25 protein-coding genes and 1 tRNA gene are annotated in these 25,499 nt (G+C 72.6%); 15 read left to right on the forward strand and 11 right to left on the reverse strand.

Features of this window, described 5'->3' with window-relative positions:
* The first annotated feature begins 18 nt into the window (after positions 1–18).
* The 4 genes from TU31_RS00290 (at position 19) to TU31_RS00305 (ending at position 4,817) form a co-directional block, all read left to right on the forward strand.
* On the forward strand, positions 19–423 hold the full coding sequence (locus TU31_RS00290; protein ID WP_042147072.1) for a PPOX class F420-dependent oxidoreductase: 405 nt from the start codon (positions 19–21) through the stop codon (positions 421–423).
* A 122-nt stretch (positions 424–545) separates the two neighbouring features.
* Positions 546–1,940: a cysteine--tRNA ligase gene (cysS, locus tag TU31_RS00295; protein WP_042147076.1), complete on the forward strand. Its 1,395-nt coding sequence runs from the start codon at positions 546–548 to the stop codon at positions 1,938–1,940.
* A 128-nt stretch (positions 1,941–2,068) separates the two neighbouring features.
* On the forward strand, positions 2,069–3,025 hold the full coding sequence (gene rlmB / locus TU31_RS00300) for a 23S rRNA (guanosine(2251)-2'-O)-methyltransferase RlmB (RefSeq protein WP_042147078.1): 957 nt from the start codon (positions 2,069–2,071) through the stop codon (positions 3,023–3,025).
* 154 nt (positions 3,026–3,179) lie between these two features.
* Complete coding sequence (locus TU31_RS00305; RefSeq protein WP_245698364.1) at positions 3,180–4,817, forward strand: DoxX family protein; 1,638 nt, start codon at positions 3,180–3,182, stop codon at positions 4,815–4,817.
* 297 nt (positions 4,818–5,114) lie between these two features.
* Here TU31_RS00305 and TU31_RS00310 read toward each other — a convergent pair whose 3' ends face one another.
* The 3 genes from TU31_RS00310 to TU31_RS00320 form a co-directional block, all read right to left on the reverse strand.
* Positions 5,115–5,843: a nucleotidyltransferase family protein gene (locus TU31_RS00310; RefSeq protein ID WP_042147081.1), complete on the reverse strand. Its 729-nt coding sequence runs from the start codon at positions 5,841–5,843 to the stop codon at positions 5,115–5,117.
* Between the two features lie 30 nt (positions 5,844–5,873).
* Positions 5,874–6,293 (reverse strand): hypothetical protein, encoded by a 420-nt coding sequence (locus TU31_RS00315; RefSeq protein ID WP_042147085.1) that lies wholly within the window; start codon positions 6,291–6,293, stop codon positions 5,874–5,876.
* A gap of 228 nt (positions 6,294–6,521) precedes the next feature.
* Positions 6,522–7,658 (reverse strand): ABC transporter ATP-binding protein, encoded by a 1,137-nt coding sequence (locus TU31_RS00320; protein WP_042147088.1) that lies wholly within the window; start codon positions 7,656–7,658, stop codon positions 6,522–6,524.
* Between the two features lie 176 nt (positions 7,659–7,834).
* On the opposite strand from TU31_RS00320, the gene TU31_RS00325 reads away from it, so the two are divergent.
* The 3 genes from TU31_RS00325 to TU31_RS00335 all read left to right on the forward strand — a co-directional run bounded on the left by TU31_RS00325 (position 7,835) and on the right by TU31_RS00335 (position 10,979).
* Positions 7,835–7,908 (forward strand) — tRNA-Thr (locus TU31_RS00325).
* A gap of 315 nt (positions 7,909–8,223) precedes the next feature.
* Positions 8,224–8,868: a class I SAM-dependent DNA methyltransferase gene (locus tag TU31_RS00330; RefSeq protein WP_042149652.1), complete on the forward strand. Its 645-nt coding sequence runs from the start codon at positions 8,224–8,226 to the stop codon at positions 8,866–8,868.
* A 35-nt stretch (positions 8,869–8,903) separates the two neighbouring features.
* The gene (locus TU31_RS00335) at positions 8,904–10,979 is read left to right on the forward strand and encodes a SpoIIE family protein phosphatase (RefSeq protein ID WP_042147090.1); all 2,076 of its coding nucleotides are present in this window, start codon (positions 8,904–8,906) and stop codon (positions 10,977–10,979) included.
* Between the two features lie 190 nt (positions 10,980–11,169).
* Here the strand turns inward: TU31_RS00335 and TU31_RS00340 are convergent, their stop codons facing one another.
* Complete coding sequence (locus TU31_RS00340) at positions 11,170–12,603, reverse strand: sensor histidine kinase (RefSeq protein ID WP_042147093.1); 1,434 nt, start codon at positions 12,601–12,603, stop codon at positions 11,170–11,172.
* 1 nt (position 12,604) lies between these two features.
* A complete protein-coding gene (locus TU31_RS00345; RefSeq protein ID WP_042147099.1) occupies positions 12,605–13,333 on the reverse strand; it encodes a response regulator transcription factor in 729 nt (242 codons plus the stop codon).
* Positions 13,334–13,540: 207 nt separating this feature from the next.
* Here TU31_RS00345 and TU31_RS35735 point away from each other — a divergent pair, with 207 nt between their 5' ends.
* The 5 genes from TU31_RS35735 to TU31_RS00370 all read left to right on the forward strand — a co-directional run bounded on the left by TU31_RS35735 (position 13,541) and on the right by TU31_RS00370 (position 18,249).
* The gene (locus TU31_RS35735) at positions 13,541–14,224 is read left to right on the forward strand and encodes a DUF3159 domain-containing protein (RefSeq protein ID WP_052718789.1); all 684 of its coding nucleotides are present in this window, start codon (positions 13,541–13,543) and stop codon (positions 14,222–14,224) included.
* Positions 14,225–14,301: 77 nt separating this feature from the next.
* Positions 14,302–15,492, forward strand: coding sequence for a cytochrome P450 (locus TU31_RS00355; protein WP_052718814.1), 1,191 nt, complete (start codon positions 14,302–14,304; stop codon positions 15,490–15,492).
* Between the two features lie 49 nt (positions 15,493–15,541).
* The gene (locus TU31_RS00360) at positions 15,542–15,736 is read left to right on the forward strand and encodes a ferredoxin (RefSeq protein ID WP_042147102.1); all 195 of its coding nucleotides are present in this window, start codon (positions 15,542–15,544) and stop codon (positions 15,734–15,736) included.
* Between the two features lie 8 nt (positions 15,737–15,744).
* A complete protein-coding gene (locus tag TU31_RS00365; protein ID WP_042149660.1) occupies positions 15,745–16,944 on the forward strand; it encodes an NAD(P)/FAD-dependent oxidoreductase in 1,200 nt (399 codons plus the stop codon).
* Positions 16,945–17,145: 201 nt separating this feature from the next.
* Complete coding sequence (locus tag TU31_RS00370) at positions 17,146–18,249, forward strand: aminopeptidase P family protein (protein WP_078885550.1); 1,104 nt, start codon at positions 17,146–17,148, stop codon at positions 18,247–18,249.
* A gap of 107 nt (positions 18,250–18,356) precedes the next feature.
* Here TU31_RS00370 and TU31_RS00375 read toward each other — a convergent pair whose 3' ends face one another.
* Positions 18,357–19,370 carry a zinc-binding dehydrogenase gene (locus TU31_RS00375; protein ID WP_042147108.1) on the reverse strand — a complete coding sequence of 338 codons (1,014 nt, stop codon included), beginning with the start codon at positions 19,368–19,370 and terminating at the stop codon, positions 18,357–18,359.
* A 335-nt stretch (positions 19,371–19,705) separates the two neighbouring features.
* Here TU31_RS00375 and TU31_RS00380 point away from each other — a divergent pair, with 335 nt between their 5' ends.
* Positions 19,706–20,350, forward strand: coding sequence for a pentapeptide repeat-containing protein (locus TU31_RS00380; protein WP_042149664.1), 645 nt, complete (start codon positions 19,706–19,708; stop codon positions 20,348–20,350).
* Positions 20,351–20,497: 147 nt separating this feature from the next.
* Here TU31_RS00380 and TU31_RS00385 read toward each other — a convergent pair whose 3' ends face one another.
* From TU31_RS00385 to map, 3 genes are all read right to left on the reverse strand, one after another.
* The gene (locus TU31_RS00385; RefSeq protein ID WP_042147111.1) at positions 20,498–20,995 is read right to left on the reverse strand and encodes a hypothetical protein; all 498 of its coding nucleotides are present in this window, start codon (positions 20,993–20,995) and stop codon (positions 20,498–20,500) included.
* A 48-nt stretch (positions 20,996–21,043) separates the two neighbouring features.
* Positions 21,044–21,703, reverse strand: a complete 660-nt coding sequence (locus TU31_RS00390; RefSeq protein ID WP_042147114.1) for a response regulator — start codon at positions 21,701–21,703, stop codon at positions 21,044–21,046.
* Between the two features lie 473 nt (positions 21,704–22,176).
* Complete coding sequence (gene map / locus TU31_RS00395; RefSeq protein ID WP_042149666.1) at positions 22,177–22,944, reverse strand: type I methionyl aminopeptidase; 768 nt, start codon at positions 22,942–22,944, stop codon at positions 22,177–22,179.
* A 101-nt stretch (positions 22,945–23,045) separates the two neighbouring features.
* On the opposite strand from map, the gene TU31_RS00400 reads away from it, so the two are divergent.
* Positions 23,046–23,315 (forward strand): helix-turn-helix domain-containing protein, encoded by a 270-nt coding sequence (locus TU31_RS00400; protein ID WP_042147117.1) that lies wholly within the window; start codon positions 23,046–23,048, stop codon positions 23,313–23,315.
* Positions 23,316–23,603: 288 nt separating this feature from the next.
* Here the strand turns inward: TU31_RS00400 and TU31_RS00405 are convergent, their stop codons facing one another.
* On the reverse strand, positions 23,604–24,179 hold the full coding sequence (locus TU31_RS00405; protein WP_042147120.1) for a TerD family protein: 576 nt from the start codon (positions 24,177–24,179) through the stop codon (positions 23,604–23,606).
* Positions 24,180–24,381: 202 nt separating this feature from the next.
* Here TU31_RS00405 and arfB point away from each other — a divergent pair, with 202 nt between their 5' ends.
* Entirely contained in the window at positions 24,382–24,810 is a 429-nt protein-coding gene (gene arfB / locus TU31_RS00410) for an alternative ribosome rescue aminoacyl-tRNA hydrolase ArfB (RefSeq protein ID WP_042147123.1), read from the forward strand.
* 57 nt (positions 24,811–24,867) lie between these two features.
* Here arfB and TU31_RS00415 read toward each other — a convergent pair whose 3' ends face one another.
* The gene (locus tag TU31_RS00415; RefSeq protein ID WP_181018501.1) at positions 24,868–25,482 is read right to left on the reverse strand and encodes a flavin reductase family protein; all 615 of its coding nucleotides are present in this window, start codon (positions 25,480–25,482) and stop codon (positions 24,868–24,870) included.
* Positions 25,483–25,499 lie beyond the last annotated feature (17 nt).

A 25,499-nucleotide genomic window follows, 5' to 3' on the forward strand; every position in this document is an offset into this window, starting at 1 on the left:
CCGCAGGAAGGACCCCTCGTGACTGCCACCCTGTCCGACGATCTCAAGCAGCTCCTCGACACCCCGGTCTTCGTGACCGTGGCGACCGTCCAGCCCGACGGCAGCCCCCAGGTCTCCCCGGTCTGGGTGAAGCGCGACGGTGACGATCTGCTGATCTCGACGACCGTCGGCCGCCGCAAGGAGCGCAACCTCCGCCGCGACGCCCGGGTCTCCGTCGTCGTCCAGCCCTTCGACGCGCCCTATACGTACGCCGAGGTCCGTGGCTCCGCCTCGCTCAGCACCGAGGGCGGGCCGGAGCTGATCGACGAGCTGTCGCGGAAGTACACCGGCAAGCCGTACGCGGAGTTCAACCCGGCGTCGGCCGACGACGCCGAGCGGGTCGTGGTGCGGATCACCCCGCGCAAGGTGGTGGGCAGCATCTGACCAGGCCGCGGGCCCGCTCCGGGCGGGTGACACTTCCGGCGAATCGGACGGTTGTGACGGATCTGTTTCCCCGGGGCCCAATGGGTCGCGGGGCACTGCCTCGTTCCGACTACCCTGGTTCCGTGACGATTCGCCTGTACGACACCAGCGCCCGGCAGATTCGCGACTTCACCCCGCTCGTGCCGGGCTGTGTCTCGATCTACCTGTGTGGCGCGACCGTGCAGGCCGCCCCGCACATCGGGCACATCAGGTCGGGACTGAACTTCGACATCATGCGCCGCTGGTTCGACTACCGCGGCTACGACGTGACGTTCGTGCGCAATGTCACGGACATCGACGACAAGATCATCAAGAAGGCGGCCGAGCAGGACCGACCCTGGTGGTCGATCGGCTACGAGAACGAGGTCGCCTTCAACACGGCCTACGACGCCCTCGGCTGCCTGCGTCCCACGTACGAGCCGCGCGCCACCGGCCACATCCCCGAGATGATCGAGATGATGCGCGGCCTGATCGAGCGGGGCCACGCCTACGCCGCCGACGGCAACGTCTACTTCGACGTGAAGTCCTTCCCGGAGTATCTCCAGCTGTCCAACCAGGAGTTGGACAACCTCCGCCAGCCGTCCGGCGAGGGCGAGACCGGCAAGCGGGACCCGCGCGACTTCGCGATGTGGAAGGCGGCCAGGGAGGGCGAACCCAGCTGGGAGACCCCCTGGGGCCGCGGCCGGCCCGGCTGGCACCTGGAGTGCTCGGCGATGGCCCACAAGTACCTGGGCTCCGCCTTCGACATCCACGGCGGCGGCGTCGACCTCGTCTTCCCGCACCACGAGAACGAGATCGCGCAGGCCAAGGCCTACGGCGACGACTTCGCCGCGTACTGGACCCACAACGCCTGGGTGACCATGAGCGGCGAGAAGATGTCCAAGTCGCTGGGCAACTCCCTGCTGGTCGCCGAGATGGTCAAGCGCTGGCGCCCGATCGTGCTGCGCTACTACCTGGGCACCCCGCACTACCGCTCGATGATCGAGTACAGCGAGGAAGCACTGCGCGAGGCCGAGTCCGCGTTCGCGCGGATCGAGGGCTTCGTCCAGCGCGCGGTCGAGAAGGCCGGTGTCGTCGAGCCCGCGCTTGAGGTGCCGCCGGCCTTCGCCGAGGCGATGGACGACGACCTGGGCGTCCCGCAGGCGCTGGCGATCGTGCACACCACCGTCCGCCAGGGCAACTCCGCGCTGCTCGCCGACGACAAGGAATCGGCGGTGGCCCGGCTCGCCGAGCTGCGGGCGATGCTCGGGGTGCTCGGCCTGGACCCGCTCGACGAGCGCTGGGCCGGCGGCGGCACGGACCGCGGCGACGACCTCCACGGTGTGGTCGACTCCCTGGTCCGCCTGGTCCTCGACCAGCGCCAGGCCGCCCGCTCCCGCAAGGACTACGCCACCGCCGACGCCATCCGCGACCAGCTCCAGCAGTCCGGACTCGCCATCGAGGACACCCCCTCGGGCCCGCGCTGGTCGCTGTCCTGACCCCCCTCCCGCCCGTCACCGGCCACCCGGATTCGACCGTCCCGGTGGCCGCGGGCGACACTCATTCCATACGTACGTCCCCACTCCACGTCGCGAGACGTCGAGAGCAGTGAAGAAACAGGTGACCCATGGCCGGCAACAGCCAGCGCAGGAACCGCCGCACGTCCAACAAGAAGGGCGCGCAGGTCGGCAGCGGCGGCAAGCGGCGCCGGGGCCTGGAGGGCAAGGGCCCGACCCCGCCCGCCTCCGCACGCAAGGGACACGTCAAGAACCGCCTTGCCAACGCCCAGGCGAAGCAGGCCGCGGCGCGCCGCCCGGCCCCGCGGCGCGGCGGCGCCAAGGGCACCGCGGAGCTGGTCGTCGGCCGTAACCCGGTCTTCGAGGCGCTGCGCGACGGCGTGCCCGCGACGAACCTCTACGTCCAGCAGTTCATCGACACCGACGAGCGGGTGCGCGCCGCACTCCAGCTCGCCTCGGAGCGCGGCGACATCAATCTGATGGAGGCGCCGCGCCCCGAGCTGGACCGGATGACCAACGGCCTCAACCACCAGGGCCTGGTCCTCCAGGTCCCGCCGTACGACTACGCGCACCCCGAGGACCTGGCCGCGGCCGCCTTCGACAACGGTGACGACCCGCTGATCGTCGCGCTCGACGGCGTCACCGACCCGCGCAACCTCGGCGCCGTGGTCCGCTCCGTGTGTGCCTTCGGCGGCCACGGCGTGGTCGTGCCGGAGCGCCGGGCGGCCGGGATGACGGCCGGTGCGTGGAAGACCTCGGCGGGCACCGCGGCCCGTACGCCGGTCGCCCGCGCCACCAACCTGACCCGGACCCTGGAGTCGTACCAGAAGGCCGGTCTGACGGTCGTCGGGCTGGCCGCGGACGGCGAGCTGGAGCTCCAGGACGTCGAGGCGCTGGACGGCCCGGTCGTGATCGTCGTCGGCAGCGAGGGCAAGGGCCTGTCGCGGCTGGTCGGCGAGACCTGTGACGTCCGGGTGCGCATCCCGATGCCGGGTGGCGCGGAGTCGCTGAACGCCGGTGTCGCGGCCGGTGTCGTCCTGTGGGAGGCGGCCCGCCGCCGCGGCTGAGTCCGGTGCCCCGGGGCGCCCGGCACACCGCCGCGCCACCCCGGGGCAAGGCCTGACCCTCCGTACGTCTTCGCCGGATCCCGCGATCTTTTGACGGGTCTCGGACAGATCGACCCGGTCAAGGCAGTGTCTTTCACGCGAGTCACTCGGTTAGATGAGCGTGGACACCAGAACACCCCGCACGCCTACGGGGGGACGCTCGCCGGGCTTCGATGACGAGCCGGGCCTGAGCTCGGTCAAGGTGCCGTGCGATCCCGCGCAGGTCATCGTCAACCACGCCAGTTTCCGCGTACAGCTCGCCGCGCCCGCGGCGGGCAGCGCCATGGCCGACACCGCGCACATCCCCGCCGTCCGGGGCTCGGCCGCCGGTGCCAGACGCCGGGCGCCCGTGGTGTGGAGCGGCCGCACCGCACCGGGCGGCACGGCCGGCGCCACCACCCAACTCCTGCACGCGGTACGCGACGCGGGCATCGGCCTCGACGGACCGGGCGAGGACGTCGGCACGACCCAGGTCCTGCCCCGGGTCCGCCTCGACGACGCGCCCCCCGCCCAGACCGTGATCGGCCAGCGCGGCCCCGCCCAAAACGACACCAAGCTGCTGCGCGGCGTACGCCCCGTGGGCAGCGCGTACGCCGACACCTACCGCGACACCCCCTACCGGAACTCCTCGTACGGCAGCCGGGGCCCGCTCGACGACGGCTACGAGGACGACCGGTTCGAGGCGCCGGACGGCTACGACCCCGGCGGCCGGCGGCGCGGCGCCGACTCCGTGCGGCATGCGTACTACCCCGGCCGCCGGATGAACCTCGGCGTCGTCCTGCTGCCGCTGCGCATCTTCCTCGGCCTGATCTCCGTCTACGCCGGGATGGGCAAGCTCTGCGACCCCGTCTACTTCGACGGCGGCGAGCGGGGCTCGATGGTCAAGTGGCTGATGTCGCTCGACCCTTGGGCGCTGGCGGTGCCGCTGCGCGACTTCGCGGTCTCGCACCCTGTGGGCGCCGGGCTGACCGTCGCCTTCCTCCAGGTCGTCGTCGGTGTGCTGACCATCTGCGGACTGTGGCAGCGGGTGGCCGCCTCGATCGGCGCGCTGCTGTCCGCGGCGCTGCTGATGACCGTCAGCTGGCGCACCGTCCCCGCTTACGACGCCCCCGACATCATCTACCTCGCCGCCTGGAGCCCGCTGATCATCGCGGGCGCCCCGGTCTACTCCATGGACGGACGGCTGGCCGGTGAGGCCTGGCGGCGGCTCGGCCCCCGCGTCGAGGTGGCCGACCTGCGGCGCCGGGTGCTGCGCCGCGGCGCCGTGATGACCGCGGTGGTGGCCGGACTGACCCTGCTCATCGGCTCGCTGCTCGGCGGCGCCGTACGGTCCGCGACGGTCGCGCCCGTACCGCGGCCCGGCGAGCCCGCGATCAACAACCTGCCCGGCTCCCCGCTGCCCCGCCCCGGCAAGCGCGCCACCCGGCCCGGCCACCGGCACACCGGCAGCGCCGCACCGCGCCCCGGCACGCCCTCCGCGGGCGCCTCGCACAAGGCCCGCAAGCCGGGCACACCGGCCGCCTCGGCCCCCGGCACCGGACGGTCGACGGGCAGCAGCAGCGGCCTCTCGGAGCAGCCGGGCGCGACCACCAGCGCACCGCAGCAGACCGTGCCGACGCGGCGGGCCCCGGTACCGAGCCGGGTGCCGCCCTCGGCGGGCGGCACCGGCGGCGGCACCACCGGCAGCAGCGGCAGCAGCAGCGACTCCGGTGGCGACTCCGGCCGCGACGCCCTGGGCGGCCTCCTGGGCTGACCCGCCGCGCCCCCGCACCGTCCCCGATCGCCCCGATCTCCCCGTACGGCTCCTCTGCACCGGCCGTCACGGGGAGGGAGGGGCGGTCGGGGACAGTTGTGTGGGGGGAGGGCGGAGGACGGCCGTGGGACGTCGTGAGCGGCCGAGACGGCCGGTGCGATGGCCTGTAGCGGCGTGGCGGTGGGGGTGGTGGCCCCGGTGGCGGCGCGGTCGCCGTGGTGGCGGGCTCCCGGGGACCGGGCCGCCCGTACGGCTACCCGGTCCCCGGGGGCCCGCCACGGCCCCGCGTCGGCCCGCTCAACGCCCTTGGGCGCTCAGCTCCTTGGCGGCCTCGGTGAGGTCCTTGGCGGTGTCGATGGCGCGCCAGTAGGCGCCCTGGGGGAGCGGGAAGCCGGCCAGCCGGCGTTCGCGGGCGAGGCGCGGGAAGGTGGTGCGCTCATGGTCGCCGCGGTCGGGGAGCAGCCCGGTGAAGGCGGCGGAGAAGACATAGACGCCGGCGTTGATGAGATACGGCGAGGGCGGCGACTCGATGAAGTCCAGCACATGCCCGAACGCGTCGGTCTCCACGGCGCCCCAGGGGATGCGGGGGCGGGCCAGCGCGAGGGTGGCCTCGGCGGCGCGCTCGTGGTGGAAGGCGGCCATCTCACGGAGCGGGAAGCGGGTCCAGATGTCGCCGTTGGTGGCGTACCAGGGCTCGTCCGGGCGGGGCAGCGACCGGGCCGCGTACTTGAGGCCGCCGCCGCGGCCCAGCGGTTCGGTCTCGACAACGGTCGTGACGCGCAACGGGAGTTCGGCCCGGTCCAGCCAGTCCTGGAGTACTCCGGCGAGGTGCCCGCAGGAGATGACCGCGTCCGTGACGCCTTCCTCGGCCAGCCAGTTCAGCTGGTGGCCGATGATCGGGGTCCCGGTGCCGGGAATCTCGACCATCGGCTTGGGTCGGTCGTCGGTGTACGGGCGGAGACGTGAGCCCTGGCCGCCGGCCAGGACCACGGCCTGCGTGGGATAAGGATGCGGGGCACCTGTCATGGATCGCACCCTATGCGGTGCGAGCGGGGGTCACTGGGCGGCGGCGACGCCGGTGGCGAAGGAGGTGTCGCAGACCGGGCGGGAGAAGGCCTGAGCGCGGTGTGCGGCGCCGTACTTGGCGACCGCGGCACGGCCGAGGTCACGGGCGATGGAGACGCAGTGCTTGGCCAGCGAGGGCCGCTTGGTGGTCGCCTCCTGGAGGTGGGTCAGGGCGACGCCCGGGTCCTTCTCCTGGAGCTCGACCAGGAGGCGCTTGCGCAGGGCCTCCTCGGGGGCGCGGGCGGCGGTCTTGGTGACGGCCCTCCCGGCGGCCGCGGTCAGTACCTGGGAGTCGGTGGCCGTCGACGACGCCCACGGGACGGCGGTGACGGCGAGGGTCCCGGACAGCACCAGGACGACGGGGAGGACGAGGGCGAGAGTTCTGCCGATGCGGCGGGCTGCGGAGTTCACGGTCGCGATCGTAGCGAGGAGTGATGATTTGGCGACATTTGGTCACCTTATCGGGGGACGCAATGGCTCGTCGGTGCGGTTGTGGGGTTGACGCACTGGTGCGGAAAGTCGGGTTATGTCCCTATGGTGCCGACTTGGCGGCGGGGGTGCGGGAGTTGTTGCCGGCGAACGCCGCGGCGGCGGCCCCGGGGTGCCCGGGACCGCCGCCACGCTCGCTCTCCGCCCGTATCAGTCGGTGAGGCGCTCCCCGGACGACGTCGAGAAGACATGCGTCTCGCCCGCCCGCGGCACGACGTGCAGCCGGCTGCCCTTCTCCGGGACCTGGCGGCCGTTGACCCGTACGACGAGATCCTTGACCTCGCCGCCGACCTCTGCGGTGCCGTACACATAGCCGTCGGCGCCGAGTTCCTCGACGACATTGACCGTGATGGCCAGACCGGCCGGCGCGTCCGCGGACTCCTTGGACAGCGACTTCGCGGCGGCACCGTTCTGCTCGACGATGTCGAAGTGCTCGGGGCGCACGCCCACGGTCACCGTCCGGTCGCCCTTGTCGGCCGCCGAGGCCAGCGCCTCACGGGGGACCGGGACGACGCTGTTGCCGAACTTCACGCCGCCGTCGGTGATCGGCACCTCGACGAGGTTCATCGCGGGCGAGCCGATGAAGCCCGCCACGAACAGGTTCGCCGGCCGGTCGTACATGTTCCGCGGCGAATCGATCTGCTGGAGCAGACCGTCCTTGAGTACGGCGACCCGGTCGCCCATCGTCATCGCCTCGACCTGGTCGTGCGTGACGTACACCGTCGTGATCCCGAGCCGGCGCTGAAGCCCCGCGATCTGCGTACGGGTCTGGACGCGCAGCTTGGCGTCCAGGTTGGACAGCGGCTCGTCCATCAGGAAGACCTGCGGCTCCCGGACGATCGCCCGGCCCATCGCGACCCGCTGCCGCTGACCGCCGGACAGCGCCTTGGGCTTGCGCGACAGGTACTCCGTGAGGTCCAGGATCTTCGCCGCGTCCTCGACCTTCTGTCGGATCTCGGCCTTCGGCACACCGGCGATCTTGAGCGCGAAGCCCATGTTGTCGGCGACCGTCATGTGCGGATACAGCGCGTAGTTCTGGAACACCATGGCGATGTCCCGGTCCTTGGGCGGAAGGTGGGTGACATCGCGGTCCCCGATACGGATGGCGCCTCCGTCGACGTCCTCCAGCCCCGCGAGCATCCGCAGCGAGGTGGACTTGCCGCATCCGGAGGGGCCGACCAGAACAAGGAATTCGCCGTCTTCGATGGCGATGTCCAGTTTGTCGACGGCGGGCTTGTCGGAACCCGGGTAGATCCGGGTTGCCTGGTCATACGTGACCGTAGCCATGGTGAAAATCCCTTCACCGGCAGGAACGTGCCGGACGATCCGAGTAAAAGGAGTGGTGTAGTCCACTGATATGGACTCTCCGTGACGCTACCCGCGGCGGGCCCCGATGTCAGTAGCCCGGCAGTCACGAAATGGGAACCGGCATCCGGCGCGCCTGGGTACACTGCTTCACGCACGCCTCCTTAGCTCAGCTGGCCAGAGCACCGCTCTTGTAAAGCGAAGGTCGTCGGTTCGAATCCGACAGGGGGCTCTGAGTGTGAACGCGGTGGGCTGTGGCTTGGCTACGCAGCGGTGTTCTTGTCGGCCCCGGGCTTTGTGTCCGGGGCCGTTTGCGTGTGAGGCGGGCGTGGGCGGGCGGGGAGTGAAGTCCGGTGCTGCTGTGGGTTCTGCGGTGTTGTTCGGTGTGCTGGTCGTTGTTGCTCGGTGGGGGCGGTGTGGGGCGGGCCGTGGCGGATGGGAGGGGGATGGCGGATATAATTGAGTGAATGCACATAAAGAGGTGCAATTGGTGAGTAAGGGATTCGCCGAGGCGGAATACGAGAGCGGCGAGGCCGGTGCTGAGGGCATGCGGCTCGACCGTGAGGGGCAGGCCGAGGCGTTCGACGCGATCGGTGACCGCTATGACGAGGCGTTTCCTTACAAGAAGGGGCAGCTGGCGGCCGCTGAGTGGCTGATCAGGTCGCTGGCCGGCGGATCACGGGTGCTGGATCTGGGCTGTGGCACCGGGCTGCCGACCGCCCGGCAGCTGGTGGACGCGGGGTTCGAGGTGGTCGGCGTCGATCTGTCCCGCGGGATGGTGGCGCTCGCCCGGGAGTATGTGCCCGGGGCGACGTTTCACCGGCTGGACATCGCCGACCTCGGGCCCGGCGGTCCTCATGACCTGGGTCGCTTCGATGCCGTCGCGGCCTTCTTCTCGCTGCTGATGCTGCCGCGGGGGGAGATCCCCGTCGTGCTGCGGATGGTCCACGACCTGCTGCTGCCCGGTGGTCTTTTCACCCTCTCGATGGTGGAGGCCGACGTGGACTACTTCACGATCCCGTTCCTCGGCCATGCCATCCGGGTGTCCGGCTACCTGCGGGACGACTTGCGCGAGGTTGTCGAGCAGGCGGGCTTCGCGGTCGTCGAGGAGTCCTCGTACACCTACGCGCCGGAGATCTCGGACGTGCCGCCCGAGGAGCAGATCTTTCTCAACTGCGTGCGACGCGGCTGAGACCGCGCCGCGCGGTCCCGGGCACCTCCGGACGGATGAGACAAGTGATGGAGCCGCACCCCCGAGCCGATACGAACACCGCCCCGTCGGCCCAGCAGCCGGGCGAGGCGGCGCGGCGGACACCGCCGTCCCGGCCGTCGTCGCCCGGAAGCGGCCGTTCCGGCGAGGTGCCCGTGGGAGCGCCGGAGGGCCTGGTGGCCCCCGGCCGCGGTGCGGCTCGCGTGGTGCCGGCCGTCGGAGCTTCTGCGGAGGGTGGCGGAGCTTCTGCGGAAGGCGGTCGGGACGAGACGGAGGGTGGTCGGGACGAGGCGGAGGGGGGCCGGGACGAGGCGGAGCGAGGCGCGGACCCGGAGCGTGGCCCGGGCGCCTCGGAGGCGGAGGGTGGTCCCGGCGCCTCGGAAGCGGAGCATGGCCCCGAGGCGCAGTCGGAGCGGCTTCGGTTTCTTGACCTCGCGGCGCGGCGGATCGCCCGGGGTGTCGACCTGGACGACGTGCTGCGGGGGCTTTACGAGACGGCGGTCCCCGCGTTCGCCGACGCGGTGCTGGTGCATCTGCGGGAGCCGCTGCCGACCGGGGAGGGGCGGCCGGCCGAGCCCCTGGTGCTGCGGCTGCACAGCTTCGCTCAGGGGCCGGGGGACGCGGTCACCGCGGCGCCTGCGGGGGCCGCCGGGCCCGTGCGTCCGACGGTCACCGGCCCGTTTGCCGAGCTGCTGCTGGCCCGGCGGCCCGTGTTCGGTGACGTGCCGGAGATCGAGTCCGTGGTGACCGAGCTGCTGGAGCCCGTGGTGGGCGTGCCGACGACGCCGGCACCGGGCCGGCGGCTGATCATCGCTCCGCTGTACGGCCGGCGTCATCTGCTGGGTACCGTCGCCCTGTTGCGCGCGGCCGGCCGGCCCGCCTTCACGGCGGACGACCTGCTCGTCGCCGCCCAGCTCGCCACGCACACCGCCCTCGGTGTCGACGCGTCGATGCCCTACGGACACGAGGCCTCGGTCGCGGACGCCCTCCAGCTCAGGATGCTGCCGTCGTCGCTCCCCGAGACCACCGGGGTCCGGCTGGCGAGCCGGTATCTGCCGGCGGCCGAGACCTCCCAGGTGGGCGGGGACTGGTACGACGCGATTCCGCTGCCCGGCAACCGGGTCGCGCTGGTGGTGGGCGATGTCATCGGCCACTCCATGACCTCCGCCGCGATGATGGGCCAGCTGCGCACCACGGTGCAGACCCTCGCCCGGCTCGACCTGCCGCCGGAGGAGGTCCTGTACCACCTCGACGAGCAGGCCCAGCGCCTCGGCAGCGAGCACATGGCGACCTGCCTGTACGCCATCTACGACCCGATATCGCAGCGGCTGCTGGTGGCCGACGCGGGGCATCCGCCCCCGGTGCTGCTGCACCCGGACGGCTCGGGCGAGGTGCTTCAGGTCCCGCCCGGCGCGCCGATAGGAGTGGGCGGCGTCCCCTTCGAGACCTGGGAGCTGCCCGCGCCGACCGGAGGGACGCTGCTCCTGTACACCGACGGCCTCGTCGAGTCGCGTCACAGGGATGTCTGGACGGGCGTGGAGCTGCTGCGTGGCCGCCTGGAGGAGGTGGCCGCGCGGGGCGCCCCGCCGCCGCTGGACATGCTCTGCGACGCGGTGCTGACCGTCCTGGATCCGGACGCCCGGGATGACGATGTGGCGCTGCTGGCCGCCCGGTTCGAGGGTTTCGCGCCGCTCAATGTCGCGTACTGGTTCCTCAGCCCGCAGCCGCAAACGGCCGGGCGGGCACGGCAGCTGACCCGCCGGGCGCTGCACCGCTGGGGCCTGAGCTCGATGCTCGACGCGACCGAGCTCATGGTCAGCGAGGTGGTGACGAACGCGGTGCGCTACGCCTCCCGGCCGATCGCCTTGCGACTGCTGCGCACCGATGTGCTCCGGTGCGAGGTGGGCGACGATTCGCCGCAGGTGCCCCGGATGCGGCGCGCTCAGGCGGGTGACGAGGGCGGACGGGGCCTGTTCCTGGTCGACCAGCTCGCCCGGCGCTGGGGAGCGACGCTGCTGAGCACCGGGAAGGTGGTCTGGTTCGAGCAGCAGATACCCGAGGAATACCGTCAACAGGGGCCGGATGCCGCGTAGTTCGCCGTCCGCGGGATGTTCGCCTTGCTTGCCCGTCTGCCCGTCTGCCCGTCTGCCCGTCTGCCCGTCTGCCCGTCTGCCCGTCTGCCCGTCTGCCCGCTTGCCTGCCTGCTTGCCCGCCTGTCGGCCCGCCTGCTTGCCCGTCTGCCCGCCTGTCTGCCCGCCTGCCGCGTCCGGCTCCGGCGCGTGGTCAGCGTGCGGCAGGCAGCGTGATCGTGAAGGTGCTGCCCTTGCCGGGGGCGGTGCGGACGGTGGCGGTGCCGCCGTGGGCCTCGGTGATGGAGCGGACGATGCTCAGGCCGAGGCCGGTGCCGCCGCTGGTCGGGCTGCGGGACTCGTCGCCGCGGTAGAAGCGCTCGAAGATCCGCTCGGCCGTCGCGGGGGGCATCCCGGGGCCCTGATCGGTGACCGTCAGCTGCGCGGTGCCGTCGGGCAGGGCGCGCGCCGTCACGGACACCGGGGTGTCCGGCGGGGTGTGGCGCAGTGCGTTGCTCAGGAGGTTCTGGAGCACCTGGCGCAGCCGGTCCTCGTCGCCGCGGGCGAACACCTCGCCGGGCACCTCGACGGTCAGGGGCCGGCCGGGGTCGACGACCCGGGCATCGGTGACCGCGTCGTCGGCGAGTGCGCCGAGGTTCACCGGTGCGTGCGCGATCGGGCGGCGCTGGTCGAGCCGGGCGAGCAGCAGCAGCTCCTCGACCATGGAGTGCATCCGGGCGGCCTCGCCCTCGATGCGCAGCATCGCGCGCTCGATGAGTGCGGGGTCCTGGGCCAGGCCGTGAAGATGGAGCTGGGCCCAGCCCCTGATGGTGGTCAGCGGAGTGCGCAGCTCATGGGAGGCGCTGGCCACGAACTGCCGGAGCTGCTCCTCGGACCGCTGCCGTTCGCCGAAGGCCCGGTTGAGGGCGGTGCCGACCTCTCCCACCTCGGAGTGGCGCTCGGTGACGTCGATGCGCTGGTCGAGGTCGCCGTCGGCGATCGCGGTCGCGGTGGCGGCCATGTTCCGCAGCGGTCGCAGGCCGACGTTCAGCACCCCGCGGCTGAGCAGCACGATGCCCCCGAGCACGGCCAGCGTGGCGGCGGAGTCGGCGCCGACCAGCCAGTACACGACGTCTTCGGCCGGCTGGAGGCTCTTGGCGACGACCACCCTGCTGAACTGCCGGGGCGGTGAGCCGGGGGTGCGCCGGACCGTGGCGGAGTGGCCGTAGGGGAAGCTCAGAGCGCGGTAGCGGGGGACGGGCGCCCCCTCGGCGGAGAGGGTGACGAGGTGCTCGGCGAAGCCGTCGGGGACCGGGTCGGGCAGCTCGGGGCGGGAGCCGGCCTGCCCGTCGGGGTCCCGGGCGGGGGTCTGGGCGACCACCCGGCCCCGGTCGTCGATCAGCGCGACGTAGGTGCCGTCGGGTATCAGGGAGTTGAGGTTGCCCCCGTCGATCGGGGTGTGCGGCCGGTGCACCCGGTGCTGCACGGTCTTCCGGGCGTTGGTGAGGGTGGCATCGGCGGCATCGACGAGGTTGAGCCGCAGCCCGATCAGCGACACCGCGTTGACGGCCACCATGCCCACGGTCGCCAGCAGGACGACGCCCACCATCAGGCGGGCCCGCAGGGAGCCGCGCCAGGCGCCGGCCATCTCACCCGCCTTCGGGGAGCCGCAGGCTGTAGCCGAAGCCGCGCATGGTGTGGATCAGGGCGGGAGGGTGGGTGTCCACCTTCGCGCGGAGGCGGGAGACCAGCTTCTCGACGACACCGTCGCCGAAGTGGTGCTGCCACACGTGGTCCATGATCTGTTCCTTCGACATCACCTGGTCGGCGTTGATCAGCAAGTAGCGCAGCAGCTTGTACTCGGTCGGCGACAGCGCGATCAGCCGGTCCCCGCGACGGACCCGCCGGCTGCGCTCGTCCACGGTCAGATCGGCGAAGCACAGCAGCGGGCCGGCCTCCGCGGACCGCCCGGCCCGCCGTAGCAACGCATGCACCCGGGCGAGGAGTTCGGGCAGGCTGAACGGCTTGGTGAGGTAGTCGTCCGCGCCCATCGCGAAGCCCGTCACCCGGTCCTCGACGGAGTCCCGCGCGGTCAGGAACAGCACCGGCAGCCGCGCCCCGTTGGCCACCAGCCGCCGGCAGACCGTGAATCCGTCCAGGTCGGGCAGCAGGACATCCAGCACCAGCAGATCCGGGGGCAGGTCCGCGTAGGCGCGCAGGGCCTCACCGCCGCAGCCGGCGGTCGCGACCTCGTACCCGGCGAGGCTCAGCGTGGTCTGGAGCAGCTCCGTCATCCGCGGGTCGTCATCCACGACGAGCAGCCGCTGCCCGCTTCCTCGGGGCAGCGGTGCGTCGCTCGTCGGCGAGGCGGAAAGCATGGCAGTCACCCATCACGTCATGGAGTCTGCGGGGACAACGTGCGCACCCGTCCGCCGGTTCCCCGGCGGTCCGAGCGGCGCGGGCGCACACCGGCTCCGGCTGTCAGGCAATGGTCAGGTTGCCGACCGGGACCGGTCAACGGGGCCCGTTTCTCTGGAGTCACGACACCGGACCGACCACCGTCCGCCGCGACGTCTGGAGACCCCGTGGCCCCTGCCGCAGACCTTGCACCCGGTGGTGCGGACGCCGTCCGTACCGCTGTCCGGAAACGGCTGCGCAGCACCCTGATCGACGTGACGCCCGTCTTCGGGTTCACCCTGACCTTCGCCCTCACCCACCAACTAGGGGTCGCGCTGACGCTCGCCCTCACCACCGGCGCCGGGGTCTTCCTGCTCCGGCTGGTGCGCAGGGAGCCCGTACGGCAGGCGCTCGTCTTCCTCGCGGTCGTCTGTGTCCAGGGCGTGTTGGCCGCGCGCACCGGGGACGCGGTCAACTTCTTCCTTCCGCACCTCGTGCTGCACGGAGTGATGACCGTGGTCACGCCGGTGCTGTTGTGGTTCGGCTGGCCGCCGCTGGGCGTGCTGGTGGGGCTGATCACGGGGGAGGGGACCAGTTGGCGCCGCTGCACGGTGCGCCGCCGGGCCTTCGTCAAAGGCCATCTGGTCGTCTACGCCGGCAATCTCCTGACGCTGTCGGTCCAGCTCCCGTTGTTCCTGTCCGGCCAGGCGGTCGCCCTGGGCACGGTCGATGTCTTCGGCCCGCTCGTCCTCGCGCTCGGCGCCCTCCTGGGGTGGCGCGTCCACCTGCGCGCCGTCGGTACGCACCGCTGCGACACCCCCGTTGACCCGGGCCTCGCTCTCTCGCCCCCTTTGGAAAGGACCGTTCGATGACCACTACGCAGCCCACCACCGGCCACGAGCCCGCCACCGGCCACGAGCCCACGACCGGCCCCGGGCCCCTCGCCGGTATGCAGCCCGCCGCCAGGCCCATGCCCATGGAACGGGCCTGCCCCTTCAGCGCCCCGGAGGAGTTCCGGACGCTGCGGGAGGAGGAGCCGGTCACGCCGGTGACCTTCCCGGACGGTGCGAAGGGCTGGCTGGTCAGCCGGTACGCGGACGTACGGGCGGTGCTCACCGACCCGCGGTTCGGCGCCAACCGCCGACTGCTCCGGGCCGGCGACCCCGCGCAGGACGGCGCTCCGCTGCCGCCGCCCCCGCCGGGCATGTTCATCATGATGGACCCCCCGGAGCACACCCGGTTCCGGCGGCTGCTCACCGGCCAGTTCACGGTGCGCCGGATGCAGAAGCTGGCCCCGGCGATCGAGCGGATCGTCGCCGAGCACCTCGACGCGATGGCGGCCGCCGAGGGGCCCGTCGACCTTCTCCGGGTCTTCGCGCTGCCCATTCCCTCGCTGGTGATCTGCGAGCTCCTCGGGGTGCCGTACGCGGACCGGGAGCAATTCCAGCAGAACGCCGGCCGGCTGCTCCGGATCGACGCGAGCCAGGAGGAAGCCCTTCAGGCCCATACGGCGATGAACCAGCACATCCACCAACTGGCCGTCGCCAAGCGCGCCCACCCCACCGACGACATCCTCAGCGGCCTGGTGCAGTCCGAACAGCTCACCGACGAAGAGGTGGCCGGCGTCGGCGCGTTGCTGCTGCTCGCCGGGCACGAGACCACCGCGAACATGATCGCGCTGGGAACCATGTGCCTGCTGCGCAACCCCGGGCAGCTGGCGGCGCTGCGCGCCGATCCCGCCCTCATGGACGGCGCCATCGAGGAGCTGCTGCGCTACCTGACGATCGTTCAGTACGGCCTGCGCCGGGTCGCTTTGGAGGACGTGGAGCTGGGCGGCCAACTGATTGAGGCAGGCGCCACCGTTGTCGCCTCCCTGACCTCGGGGAACCGGGACGCGACGCACTTCTCCGGCGACCCCGACGCGCTGGACGTCAGCCGGCCCTACAGCCCGCACCTCGCGTTCGGACACGGCGTCCACCAGTGCATCGGGCAGCAGCTGGCCCGGGTGGAGATGAAGGCCGCGCTGTCCGCCCTGATCGAGCGGTTCCCCACCCTGCGGCTGGCGGTACCGGCGGACCAGGTGCCGATGCGCGACGACATGCTCATCTACGGCGTCCACAAGCTGCCCGTGACCTGGTAGCCGGCCCGGCCGCCGAACGTCACCAAGCCACCGGAGAAAGGGAATTCCGATGAAGGTCATCATCGACGAGGACAAGTGCGTCGGCGCGGGGCAGTGCGTACTGTCCGCCGCCGAGGTCTTCGACCAGCGCGACGAGGACGGCATCGTCGTCCTGCTCGACGCCACCCCGCCGGACGCCCGGCGCGCCCCGGTCGAGGAAGCCGCCGCCCGCTGCCCCGCGCTGGCCATCGAGGTGCTGCCGTAGTGGCGGCCATGGACCGGATCGTCCTGGTGGGCGCGTCAGCCGCGGGGCTCACCGCGGCCGACGCCCTCCGGCGCGAGGGCTTCACCGGATCGCTGACGCTGGTCGGGGAGGAACTGTGGGCCCCGTACGACCGGCCCCCGCTGTCCAAACAGGTGCTGGCCGGTGCCTGGGAACCGGAACGGGCCGTGCTGCGCCAGGAGGCCGACATCCGGCGGCTGAACCTGGACCTCCGGCTGGGCTGCCGGGCAACCGGGCTGGACCCGGAGGCGCGCACCGTCACCTTGGCCGACGGCGACCGGCTGCGCTACGACGGCCTGCTGCTCGCCACCGGGCTGCGGCCCCGCCGGCTGCCCTTCGGCCACGATCTGGCCGGGGTGCATGTGCTGCGCACGCTCGACGACGCCCTGACACTGCGGACGCAACTGTGCGCCGGCCCCCGGGTCGTGGTGATCGGCGCCGGCTTCCTCGGCAGCGAGATCGCCGCCACCGCGCGGGGTCTCGGCCTGGACGTCGCCCTCGTCGACACCGAGCCCACTCCGCTGGCCCGGCAGGTCGGCACCTGGGTGGGCGGGCTGGTGGCGGACCTGCACCGGGACCACGGGGTCCGGCTGCACCTGGGGCGCGGGGTCACCGGCGTGACCGGGGCGCACGGCCGGGTCACCGCCGTGACCCTCGACGACGGCACCCGGCTCCCCGCCGATGTGGTGGTGGTCGCGATCGGTTCGGTGCCGGCCGTCGACTGGCTGGCCGGCTCCGGCCTCCCCCTGGGCGACGGGGTGCGCTGCGACAGCCACTGCCGGGCCGCGCCCGGGGTGTACGCGGCGGGCGACGTGGCCAACTGGCCGGACCCGGCCACCGGCGGCCGGGTCCGTCTCGAACAGCGCATGAACGCCACCGAGCAGGCCCACGCCGCCGTCCGGAACCTGCTCGCCGGCCCCGGGGGCTCCGTGCCCTACACGCCGGTCCCGTTCGGCTGGACCGATCAGTACGACGCCAAGATCCAGTTCCATGGCCGCTGCCCCGCCGACGCCCGGGTGGAATGCGTCGACGGCGACCCGCAGGCCCGCCGCTTCGTCGCGCTCTACCATCTCGGCGGCCGGGTGGTGGGCGCGCTCGGCTGGAACAGCGCCCGCGCCCTGCGCCCATACCGCGCCCACATCGGCACGGCCGGTGCGGTGACGGCCGGTCAGGGCGTCGGTTCGGCATGACCCGCCACGGGCGCGTGGGCGGCCGTCAGCCGAGCCGCTCCCCGCGGGGACGAGAGGGAGCCCCGGGCGCGCCCGGCGACAAGAACGGGAGGTGTGCACCGGGGCAGAGGTGAACTGGAGGAGTGAAGAGGCCCATGAGGGTGGGCATTCGGCGGGCCGAAGGGGCCGGAGCGGCGTAAGTTCGCCGCCATGGTGACTTCGATGACGCAGGTGGACTACGGGCGGCGGATGGCGCGTGCGGGCCGGGCCGCCGCCGATGCCGGGCTGGCCGGGCTGATCGTGACGCCGGGACCGGATCTGACGTGGCTGTGCGGCTACCGGCCGACCGCGGTCACCGAACGGCTGACCGCCCTGGTGATCGAGCCGGAGCGGCGCCCGCGGCTGCTGGTGCCCGTATTGGAGTACCCGGATGCGGAGTACTCCCCGGGGGCCTGGGCGATGGAGGTGTCGGGCTGGACCGATGGTTCGGACCCGTATGCCGAGGTCGCCAAGTGGATGGCTCCACAGGGCCGTTACGGGATGTCCGACTCGACCTGGGCGATGCATCTGCTGGGGCTCCAGCGCTCGGTGCCGGGGAGTGGGTACGCCGCGCTGTCCGAGGTGCTGCCGATGCTGCGCGCCGTCAAGGACGCCCACGAGGTGGAGCTGCTGGCCGCGGCCGGGGCCGCCGCCGATGCGGCCTACGAGGAGATCCTGGCCGTCCGCTTCGGCGGGCGGCGGGAGTCCGAGGTGGCGGCGGACCTGGTGCGGCTGCTGACCGAGCACGGCCACAGCCAGGTGGACTTCACGATCGTGGGGTCGGGCCCCAACGGCGCCAATCCGCACCATGAGGCGGGGGAGCGGGTCATCGAGGACGGCGACATGGTCGTGCTCGACTTCGGCGGCCTCAAGGACGGCTACGGGTCGGACACGACGCGCACCGTGCACGTCGGGGAGCCGGGCGCCGAGGAGCGCAAGGTGCACGACATCGTGCGGGAGGCGCAGCAGGCGGCCTTCGAGGCGGTGCGGCCCGGCGTCGCGTGCCAGGACGTCGACCGGGTGGCCAGGAAGGTGATCAAGGCCGCGGGCTACGGCGAGTACTTCATCCACCGGACCGGCCACGGCATCGGGGTGACCACCCATGAGCCGCCGTACCTGGTCGAGGGCGAGCATCTGCCGCTGGTACCCGGGATGTGCTTCTCGATCGAGCCGGGAATCTATCTGCCGGGCCGCTTCGGGGTGCGGATCGAGGACATCGTGACGTGCACGGAGTCCGGCGGGCGCCGGCTGAACCAGACGGCGCGGGAGATGGCGGTGGTGCGGTAGGCGGGGGTGGTCCGGTAGGTGGGGTGGTGCCGCCCCCCCCCGGGGAGCCGGCCCGCCCCGCCCCGGATGGCCGGGCCAACCCCGCCCGCCCCCTGAGGGGTTGACTCCTACGGCACCAGGACGACCTTGCCCATCGTGGCGCGGGACTCCAGCGCCCGGTGGGCGGCCGCGGCCTCCGCCAGGGGGAAGCGCTGGACCGCCGGCACCAGCCGGCCCGCCGCGGCCTCCGCCAGGGCCGCGGTCTCCAGGGTGCGGAGCGGGTCGTCGCCCCCGGCCCTGGCCAGCATCGGCGGGCCGAGGACCTGCTCCGACGTGATTCCGCGGGCCGCCGTCTCGCCCTCCGCGAACTCCAGCGGCCCGCCGGTGAGCAGGCCGCCGGAGGACCAGCCGAAGACCAGATGACGGCCCCCCTTGGCGAGCAGATCCACGGCCGCGCGTCCGGGGGCCCCGCCGACCGAGTCGAAGACGAGGGTGGCACCGGCCGCGCCCCGGCCGTCGAGGAACGCCCGTACCAGGGACGGCCAGTCGTCGCGGGTGTAGTCGACGGCGAGATCGGCGCCCAGTTCGCGGACGCGTGCCACCTTCGCGGCGCCGCCGGCCAGGCCGATGACCGTGGCGCCGGTGTTCCTGGCGTGCTGGACGAGCAGGGAGCCGATGCCGCCGGCGGCCGCGGGGACGAGCGCGATGTCGTCGGCGGTGAGGCCGGCGAAGAGCAGGATGCCCATGGTGGTGCGACCGGTGCCGATCATGGCGACGGCTTGGGCCGCGTCCAGGCCCTCAGGGATCGCGTGCAGCCGCCCGGCGGCGACGACGGCGCGTTCCGCGTAGCCGCCGGGGGCTGTGCCCAGGTGGGCGACGACGCGCCGGCCGAGCCAGTCGGGGTCGGTGCCCTCGCCGAGCGCCTCGACCGTGCCGGCGACTTCCCGTCCGGGTACGGTCGGCAGCTCGGGGAGCGGCACCGGCCCGCCCGGTCTGCCCTCGCGCAGGGCGGTGTCCAGGAGGTGGACACCGGCCGCCGCCACCGCGATCCGGACCTCACCGGGCCCGGGGAGCGGGTCCTCGACCGTCTCGTGGCGGAGGTTCTCGGCGGGGCCGAAGGTGTGCAGCCGTATCGCGTGCATGGCGGTATCTCCTTGAGGAGTGCGGGCCTCGGTGGGTGGGCAACCGCCCGCCACTCTCTTCCCTCAAGCTTGGTTGAGGTCAAGACGGTTCGTACGGCGCGGCCCGGCGGGGTTGTCCCGCGACGGCGGGACGTCCCGCGACGGCGGGGCGGGCGCCTGCCCGGGCGGGCGGGAGCGGGGCACGGCGGGAGCCCCCGCACGACGACCGGCAATCGGGTGTTTCCGCAGTTCAGAGCTCATTGTCAGTGGTGTGGTTCACGATGGGTGGGCAGGTGCGAGGGGGCACGAACGGCAGGGAAGGCGGTGATCGCGTGGCAGAGCGCGGCAAGGAGACGGTGCCGGCGGTGCGGCGGCCGCAGGTGCGGCTTCCGGAGCTGACGGCGTACGACGGCGGCGAGCTGGAGCCCGAAGGGGACTACGACGGGCTGGAGTTCGCGGACGCCGACTGGACCGGCCAGTCGGCGCGCGGCGCCCGCTTCATGGACTGCGCGGTACGACGCTGCGCGCTGGACGAGACCGCGCTCGGCCGGGCCCGGATCATCGACAGCGTGCTGAACGGAGTCCGCGGGGTCGGCACGGATCTGTCCCAGGCGTCCCTGCGCGACGTGGAGGTGTCCGACGCCCGGCTCGGCGGGACCCAGCTGCACGGGGCGGTCCTGGAGCGGGTCGTGGTGCGCGGCGGAAAGATCGACTTCCCGAATCTGCGGCAGGCGAAGCTGCGGGATGTCGCCTTCGAGGGGTGTGTCCTGGTCGAGGCGGACTTCGCGGGCGCGGTGCTGGAGCGGGTGACCTTCGACGACTGCACCCTGACCCGGGTGGACTTCTCCGAGGCACGGATGAAGGACGTCGATCTGCGGGGCGCGGCCGCGCTGGACATCGCCCGGGGGATCGACCGCCTGTCGGGCGCGGTGATCAGCTCGGCCCAACTGCTCGATCTGGCCCCGGTGTTCGCGGCACAGGTAGGGGTGCGGGTGGAGTGAGGGGGCCAGACGGGGCCATGGCGCGGAGCCGGGGCGGCGTATCGAGGGGGCGGCGTGGCGCCCGGCTCGTCGCCGGAGGGGGACGGTGTGACGCCCGGGCCCCGTCGGCGTACGGCCGGCGCGCGGTGCGGGCGTCGGCTCTGACGTTCAGACGCGGGGGAAACGGGCCTGGAGGTCCCAGATGGCGGGGTTGTCGCCGAGGCCGTCGTGCATATCGGTGAGGTCGGCGATCAGATCGTGCAGAAAGTCGCGGGCCTCGCGGCGCAGCGCGGAGTGGTTGAAGGTGAGCGGGGCCTCGTCGGCCGCCATCCAGTCGGCGTCGACGTCCACCCACCCGAAGCGGCGCTCGAAGAAGATCCGGTCGGCGGACTCGGTGAAGTCCAGCTCGGCGTGGACCGGGCGGGCGGAGCGATTGCCCCGGGGGTCGGTGTCGAGCTGCTCGACGATGTCGCACAGTGCCCAGGCGAAGTCGAGGACCGGCACCCAGCCCCAGGCCGTGGACAGCTCGCGGTCCGTCTTCGTGTCGGCGAGATAGACGTCACCGCAGAAGAGGTCATGGCGCAGCGTGCGCACGTCCGCGGTCCGGTAGTCCGTCTGCGGCGGATCCGGGAAGCGGCGGGAGAGGGAGTAGCCGAGGTCGATCACAGCTTGATGGTGTCACGCGGTCCGTGGCCGCCGTCCGGTGCCGTCCGGTCAGGGCAGCAGCCGCTGGTCCCTGGCCACGGAGACCGCGGCGGTCCGGCCGGCCACCCCGAGCTTGTCGTAGATCCGGGCCAGGTCCGCCTTGACCGTGACCTCGCTCGTCGACAGCGCACGGGCGATCTCGCGGATGCTCAGCCCACGGGCCAGCCGGCCGAGGATATGGAGCTCCCGTTCGGTGAGCGTGGGGCGCGGGCTGCGCATCTGGGCCAGGACGTGATGGGCGACCGGCGCGGCGAGCGTGCTCCGGCCCGCGGCCGCGGCCCGGATCGCGGCGAACAGCTCCTCCGGCGGCTCGGCCTTGAGCAGATGTCCGGCGGCCCCGGCCTCAAAGGCCCGGGCGATGTCGGTGTCGGTGTCATAGTCGGTCAGCACGAGGACCCGGGGGGAGCCGGGGGCGTCGGCGCGGGTGATGCGCCGGGTGGCCTCGACGCCGTCGATACCGGAGCCGAGCCGCAGATCCAGCAGGACGACATCGGGGCGGAGCGCGGCGGCCAGGGCCACGGCCTCCTCGCCGTTCCCGGCCTCGCCGATGACCTCGATGCCGGGGGCACTGCTGAGCAGGGCGAGCAACCCTGCGCGTACGACGTCATCGTCGTCGCAGAGCAGCACGCTCACGGTCGGGTGCGCGGATTCGGCGGCGGATCGGCTCATGGGCTGCGCTCCAGGAGGACAGCGACGGACGGGACGGTGCCCCGCGCCCGGCGCCGCTTCCATGGTGCCCTCACCCGGCCATTCCCGCAGACCGGCACCCCTACGACCACCTGGTCCCCGCCCCCTCGCGCGCTGTCTCACCCCGGCTCCTGCCCCCGGCCGCGGGCTCCGCGAAGGCCAGTTCTCGCCGTGATGCCCCGCCCACAGTTGCTCCGCCTCGGGCCCGCGGGCTCCGGAACCCCCCGGTCTCGCCGCGATGTCCCGCCCCCGGCTCCTCCGCCCCCGGCTCCACTGCCCCCGCGGGCTCCGCGAAGGCCAGGTCTCGCCACGATGCCCTGGCCGCGGCCTCCGCGAACGCCTGGCCCCACCACGGCGCCCGCTCACGCCCCCGCAGCCCCTCGCCCCCCGCGGCCTCCGCAAGCGCCCAGCTCGCCACGATCCCCCCGCGGCGCCTCCCCGGCCCCCCACGCCCCCTACGCCGTAGTCAGCACCCGCGGGCCCTCGTCCGTCACCGCCACCGTGTGCTCGAAGTGGGCGGCGCGGGAGCCGTCCGTGGTGCGCAGGGTCCAGCCGTCGCCGGCCGCGTAGTAGTCGTTCTTGCCGCCGGCCAGGAACATAGGCTCGATGGCGAGGACCAGGCCGTGGCGGAGGATCATGCCGCGGCGCGGGCGGCCGTCATTGGGGACCCCCGGGTCCTCGTGCATCTGTCGGCCGATGCCGTGTCCGCCGAAGTCCTCGGGGATGCCGTAGCCGGCGGCGCGTCCGATGCTGCCGATCGCATGGGAGATATCGCCGATCCGGGCGCCGACCACGGCCGCCGCGATGCCCGCCTCCAGGGCCCGCCGGGTGGTGTCCATGAGCCGCTGGTCCTCGGGGCGGGCGGTGCCGACCGTGAAGCTGAGGGCCGCGTCGCCGGCCCAGCCGTCCACCAGGGCGCCGCAGTCGATGCTCACCAGGTCGCCGTCGCGCAGCCGGGTCCCGTCCGGGATGCCGTGCACGATCGCGTCATTGACGGAGACGCAGAGGACGGCGGGGAACGGGGTGGGGGCGAAGCTCGGGCGGTAGCCGAGGAACGGCGAGTCGGCACCGGCCTCGCGCAGGACCGTACGGGCGACCTCGTCCAGGTCCCGCAGCCGCATGCCCGGTGCGGCCGCCGCCCGCACCGCCTCCAGCGCCTTGCCGACGACCTGCCCGGCCACCCGCATGGCGTCCACCGCCGCGTCCGTCTTGATCTCCACCATCTGCCCGACCTCCTGCTCACCGCCGCCCGGGCCGCGCCACGGCAGCGGCACGGGCGGTATTTCTTTACCGGTATTTGTTTACCGGTATTAGTATCACGGGCATGGTGCGAACTCCCCTGACCCCTCAGGAACGTGAACGTGGCGAGCGGCTCGGCGCCCTGCTGCGAGCGGCGCGCGGCGAGCGGAGCATGGTCGAGGTCGCGGCGGCGGCGGGGCTGTCCGCCGAGACGCTGCGGAAGATCGAGACCGGCCGGGCGCCGACCCCGGCGTTCTTCACGATCGCCGCGCTCTCCGGCGCCCTCGGCCTGTCACTGGACGACGTGGCGCAGCTGTCCGCGCCCCCCGAAACGGTCACGGACGCGGTCGCCTGAACGGGCCCCTCCCGGCACCCCACTCACCACCGGGACGGCCCCACCCCCGTACGCGCGCCACACCCCCAGCCGTCCCCCTGAAAGCTCCCCCGCCCCAAACACGCGAAGGGCCGGCCCCCCACTGGGGAACCGGCCCTCCATAACGCCACCCGCTCCAGGCTCAGACCCTGCCTCAGGCTCAGACCTGCCTCAGGCTCATCAGGCTCAGACCTGCATCAGGCTCAGACCTGCGCCGGGCTCGGACTCATCTGGCCCAGGCCTGGATCCGGATCCGGATCTGGATCCGGCTCAGACGTTGACGCCGAAGTCCTGCGCGATGCCGACGAGGCCCGAGGCGTAGCCCTGGCCGACCGCGCGGAACTTCCACTCGGCGCCGTTGCGGTACAGCTCGCCGAAGACCATGGCGGTCTCGGTGGCGGCGTCCTCGCTGAGGTCGTAGCGGGCGATCTCGGTGCCGCCGGCCTGGTTGACGATGCGGATGAAGGCGTTCCGCACCTGGCCGAAGTTCTGGCTGCGGTTCTCGGCGTCGTAGATCGAGACCGGGAAGACGATCTTGTCGATGTCGGCCGGCAGCGCCGCGAGGTTGACGTTGATCTGCTCGTCGTCGCCCTCGCCCTGGCCGGTCACGTTGTCACCGGTGTGCACGATCGACTGGTCGGGCGTCGCCTTGTTGTTGAAGAAGACGAAGTGCTGGTCGGAGAAGACCTTGCCGCTCGGGTTGACCGCGATCGCGCTGGCGTCGAGGTCGAAGTCCGTGCCGGTGGTGGTGCGGACGTCCCAGCCGAGGCCCACCGTGACGGCGGTCAGGCCCGGTGCCTCCTTGGTGAGGGAGACGTTGCCGCCCTTGGACAGGCTTACAGCCATGGGAAGTCCCTTTCCTTGTCGACTCGTCGAAGCGTCGGGCTCCGCACTGCGCACGAAGCTACCGTTACCCACCACAACGCCATGAGGGGACCGCCAGGTTCCAGGAGTCTTTACTCTCTTTGCCGAATTCTGATGTGAACGCTCTGCACGGGCCCCGAAAAGCGGGTGACGGGGCCGTGCGCGGCGCGGGATCATAGGACTCATGTCCGGGCCCTATGTCATCCGCGGTTCGGTCGTCCTTCCAGAGGCCGAGCTCGTCTGGCGTTTCTCGCGTTCCTCAGGTCCGGGCGGCCAGCACGTCAACACCAGCGACAGTCAGGTCGAGCTGCGTTTCGACCTCGGCAAAACGCAGGCACTGCCGCAGGTGTGGAAAGAGCGTGCCCTGGAGCGGCTGGCGGGCCGCCTGGCCGGCGGCGTGCTGTCCGTACGGGCCTCCGAGCACCGCTCGCAGTGGCGCAACCGCGAGACCGCCGCCGTCCGGCTGGCCGCGCTGCTCGCCGAGGCGACCGCCCCGCCGCCCAAGCAGCGCCGTAAGTCGCGGATCCCACGGGGCATCAATGAGCGGCGGCTGCGCGAGAAGAAGCAGCGCGGCGATACCAAGCGCGGCCGCTCAGGCCGCGGCTGGGACTGACCGCCCCGGCCGTCCTGACCGCCCCGGCCGTCCTGACCACCCCGGCCGTCCCCGGGCTCACCCCAACTGCCGGTACTTCCCGCGGAAGTACGTCAGCGGCCCGTCCTCCTCGTTCGGCAGCGTCGTGGCCAGGACACGTGCGATGACCAGCGTGTGATCGCCTGCCACGACCCGCTGCTCGGTACGGCACTCCAGGGTCGCCAGGGCGCCCCCGATGAGGGGCGCACCGGACGCTTCGCCCCGTACATGCGCAATGTCCTTGAAGAGCAGCCGGTCGCTGATGCGGCCCTTCATGGCGAATCGTCCGGCGACCTGACGCTGATGTCCCGACAGCACCGAGACGGCCCAGTAGGGCTGCACCTCCAGCAGGTCGTCCATGCGCGAGTCGTTGCGAACGCTCACCATCACCAGTGGCGGGTCGAGGGACACGGAGAGGAACGCCGTGGCGGTCATGCCGACGTCCTCGCCGTGCGGCCCGCCGTCCGGGTCGTGGGCGGTGATCAGCACCACGCCGGCGGCTAGGCGGGACAGGGCGGCACGGAACTCGTCGTCACTCACCCCAACAGAATGCGGGATCGGCGCGCCCCCCGGCACGGAGGCGAGGGCGACGGCGGGTGCGGGGTGGGCGGCGGGCCCGGAGGCCGCCGCATCGGCGGGAGTCTTCGTGAACACGCCATAAACGCTAACTT

This window comes from Streptomyces lydicamycinicus (assembly GCF_000829715.2).
Lineage (GTDB): Bacteria > Actinomycetota > Actinomycetes > Streptomycetales > Streptomycetaceae > Streptomyces > Streptomyces lydicamycinicus.

Coding starts and splice junctions, on each gene's coding strand:
- TU31_RS00405 (WP_042147120.1), bottom strand. CDS start 24,179: ATGGCTGTAAGCCTGTCCAAGGGCGGCAACGTCTCCCTCACCAAGGAG.
- TU31_RS00400 (WP_042147117.1), top strand. CDS start 23,046: ATGGTGCGAACTCCCCTGACCCCTCAGGAACGTGAACGTGGCGAGCGG.
- TU31_RS00365 (WP_042149660.1), top strand. CDS start 15,745: ATGGACCGGATCGTCCTGGTGGGCGCGTCAGCCGCGGGGCTCACCGCG.
- TU31_RS00340 (WP_042147093.1), bottom strand. CDS start 12,603: ATGGCCGGCGCCTGGCGCGGCTCCCTGCGGGCCCGCCTGATGGTGGGC.
- TU31_RS00305 (WP_245698364.1), top strand. CDS start 3,180: ATGAGCGTGGACACCAGAACACCCCGCACGCCTACGGGGGGACGCTCG.
- TU31_RS00335 (WP_042147090.1), top strand. CDS start 8,904: ATGAGACAAGTGATGGAGCCGCACCCCCGAGCCGATACGAACACCGCC.
- TU31_RS00355 (WP_052718814.1), top strand. CDS start 14,302: ATGCAGCCCGCCGCCAGGCCCATGCCCATGGAACGGGCCTGCCCCTTC.
- TU31_RS00370 (WP_078885550.1), top strand. CDS start 17,146: ATGACGCAGGTGGACTACGGGCGGCGGATGGCGCGTGCGGGCCGGGCC.
- TU31_RS00330 (WP_042149652.1), top strand. CDS start 8,224: ATGCGGCTCGACCGTGAGGGGCAGGCCGAGGCGTTCGACGCGATCGGT.
- TU31_RS00360 (WP_042147102.1), top strand. CDS start 15,542: ATGAAGGTCATCATCGACGAGGACAAGTGCGTCGGCGCGGGGCAGTGC.
- TU31_RS00310 (WP_042147081.1), bottom strand. CDS start 5,843: ATGACAGGTGCCCCGCATCCTTATCCCACGCAGGCCGTGGTCCTGGCC.
- rlmB (WP_042147078.1), top strand. CDS start 2,069: ATGGCCGGCAACAGCCAGCGCAGGAACCGCCGCACGTCCAACAAGAAG.
- map (WP_042149666.1), bottom strand. CDS start 22,944: ATGGTGGAGATCAAGACGGACGCGGCGGTGGACGCCATGCGGGTGGCC.
- TU31_RS00320 (WP_042147088.1), bottom strand. CDS start 7,658: ATGGCTACGGTCACGTATGACCAGGCAACCCGGATCTACCCGGGTTCC.
- TU31_RS00390 (WP_042147114.1), bottom strand. CDS start 21,703: ATGAGCCGATCCGCCGCCGAATCCGCGCACCCGACCGTGAGCGTGCTG.
- TU31_RS00345 (WP_042147099.1), bottom strand. CDS start 13,333: ATGCTTTCCGCCTCGCCGACGAGCGACGCACCGCTGCCCCGAGGAAGC.
- arfB (WP_042147123.1), top strand. CDS start 24,382: ATGTCCGGGCCCTATGTCATCCGCGGTTCGGTCGTCCTTCCAGAGGCC.
- TU31_RS00375 (WP_042147108.1), bottom strand. CDS start 19,370: ATGCACGCGATACGGCTGCACACCTTCGGCCCCGCCGAGAACCTCCGC.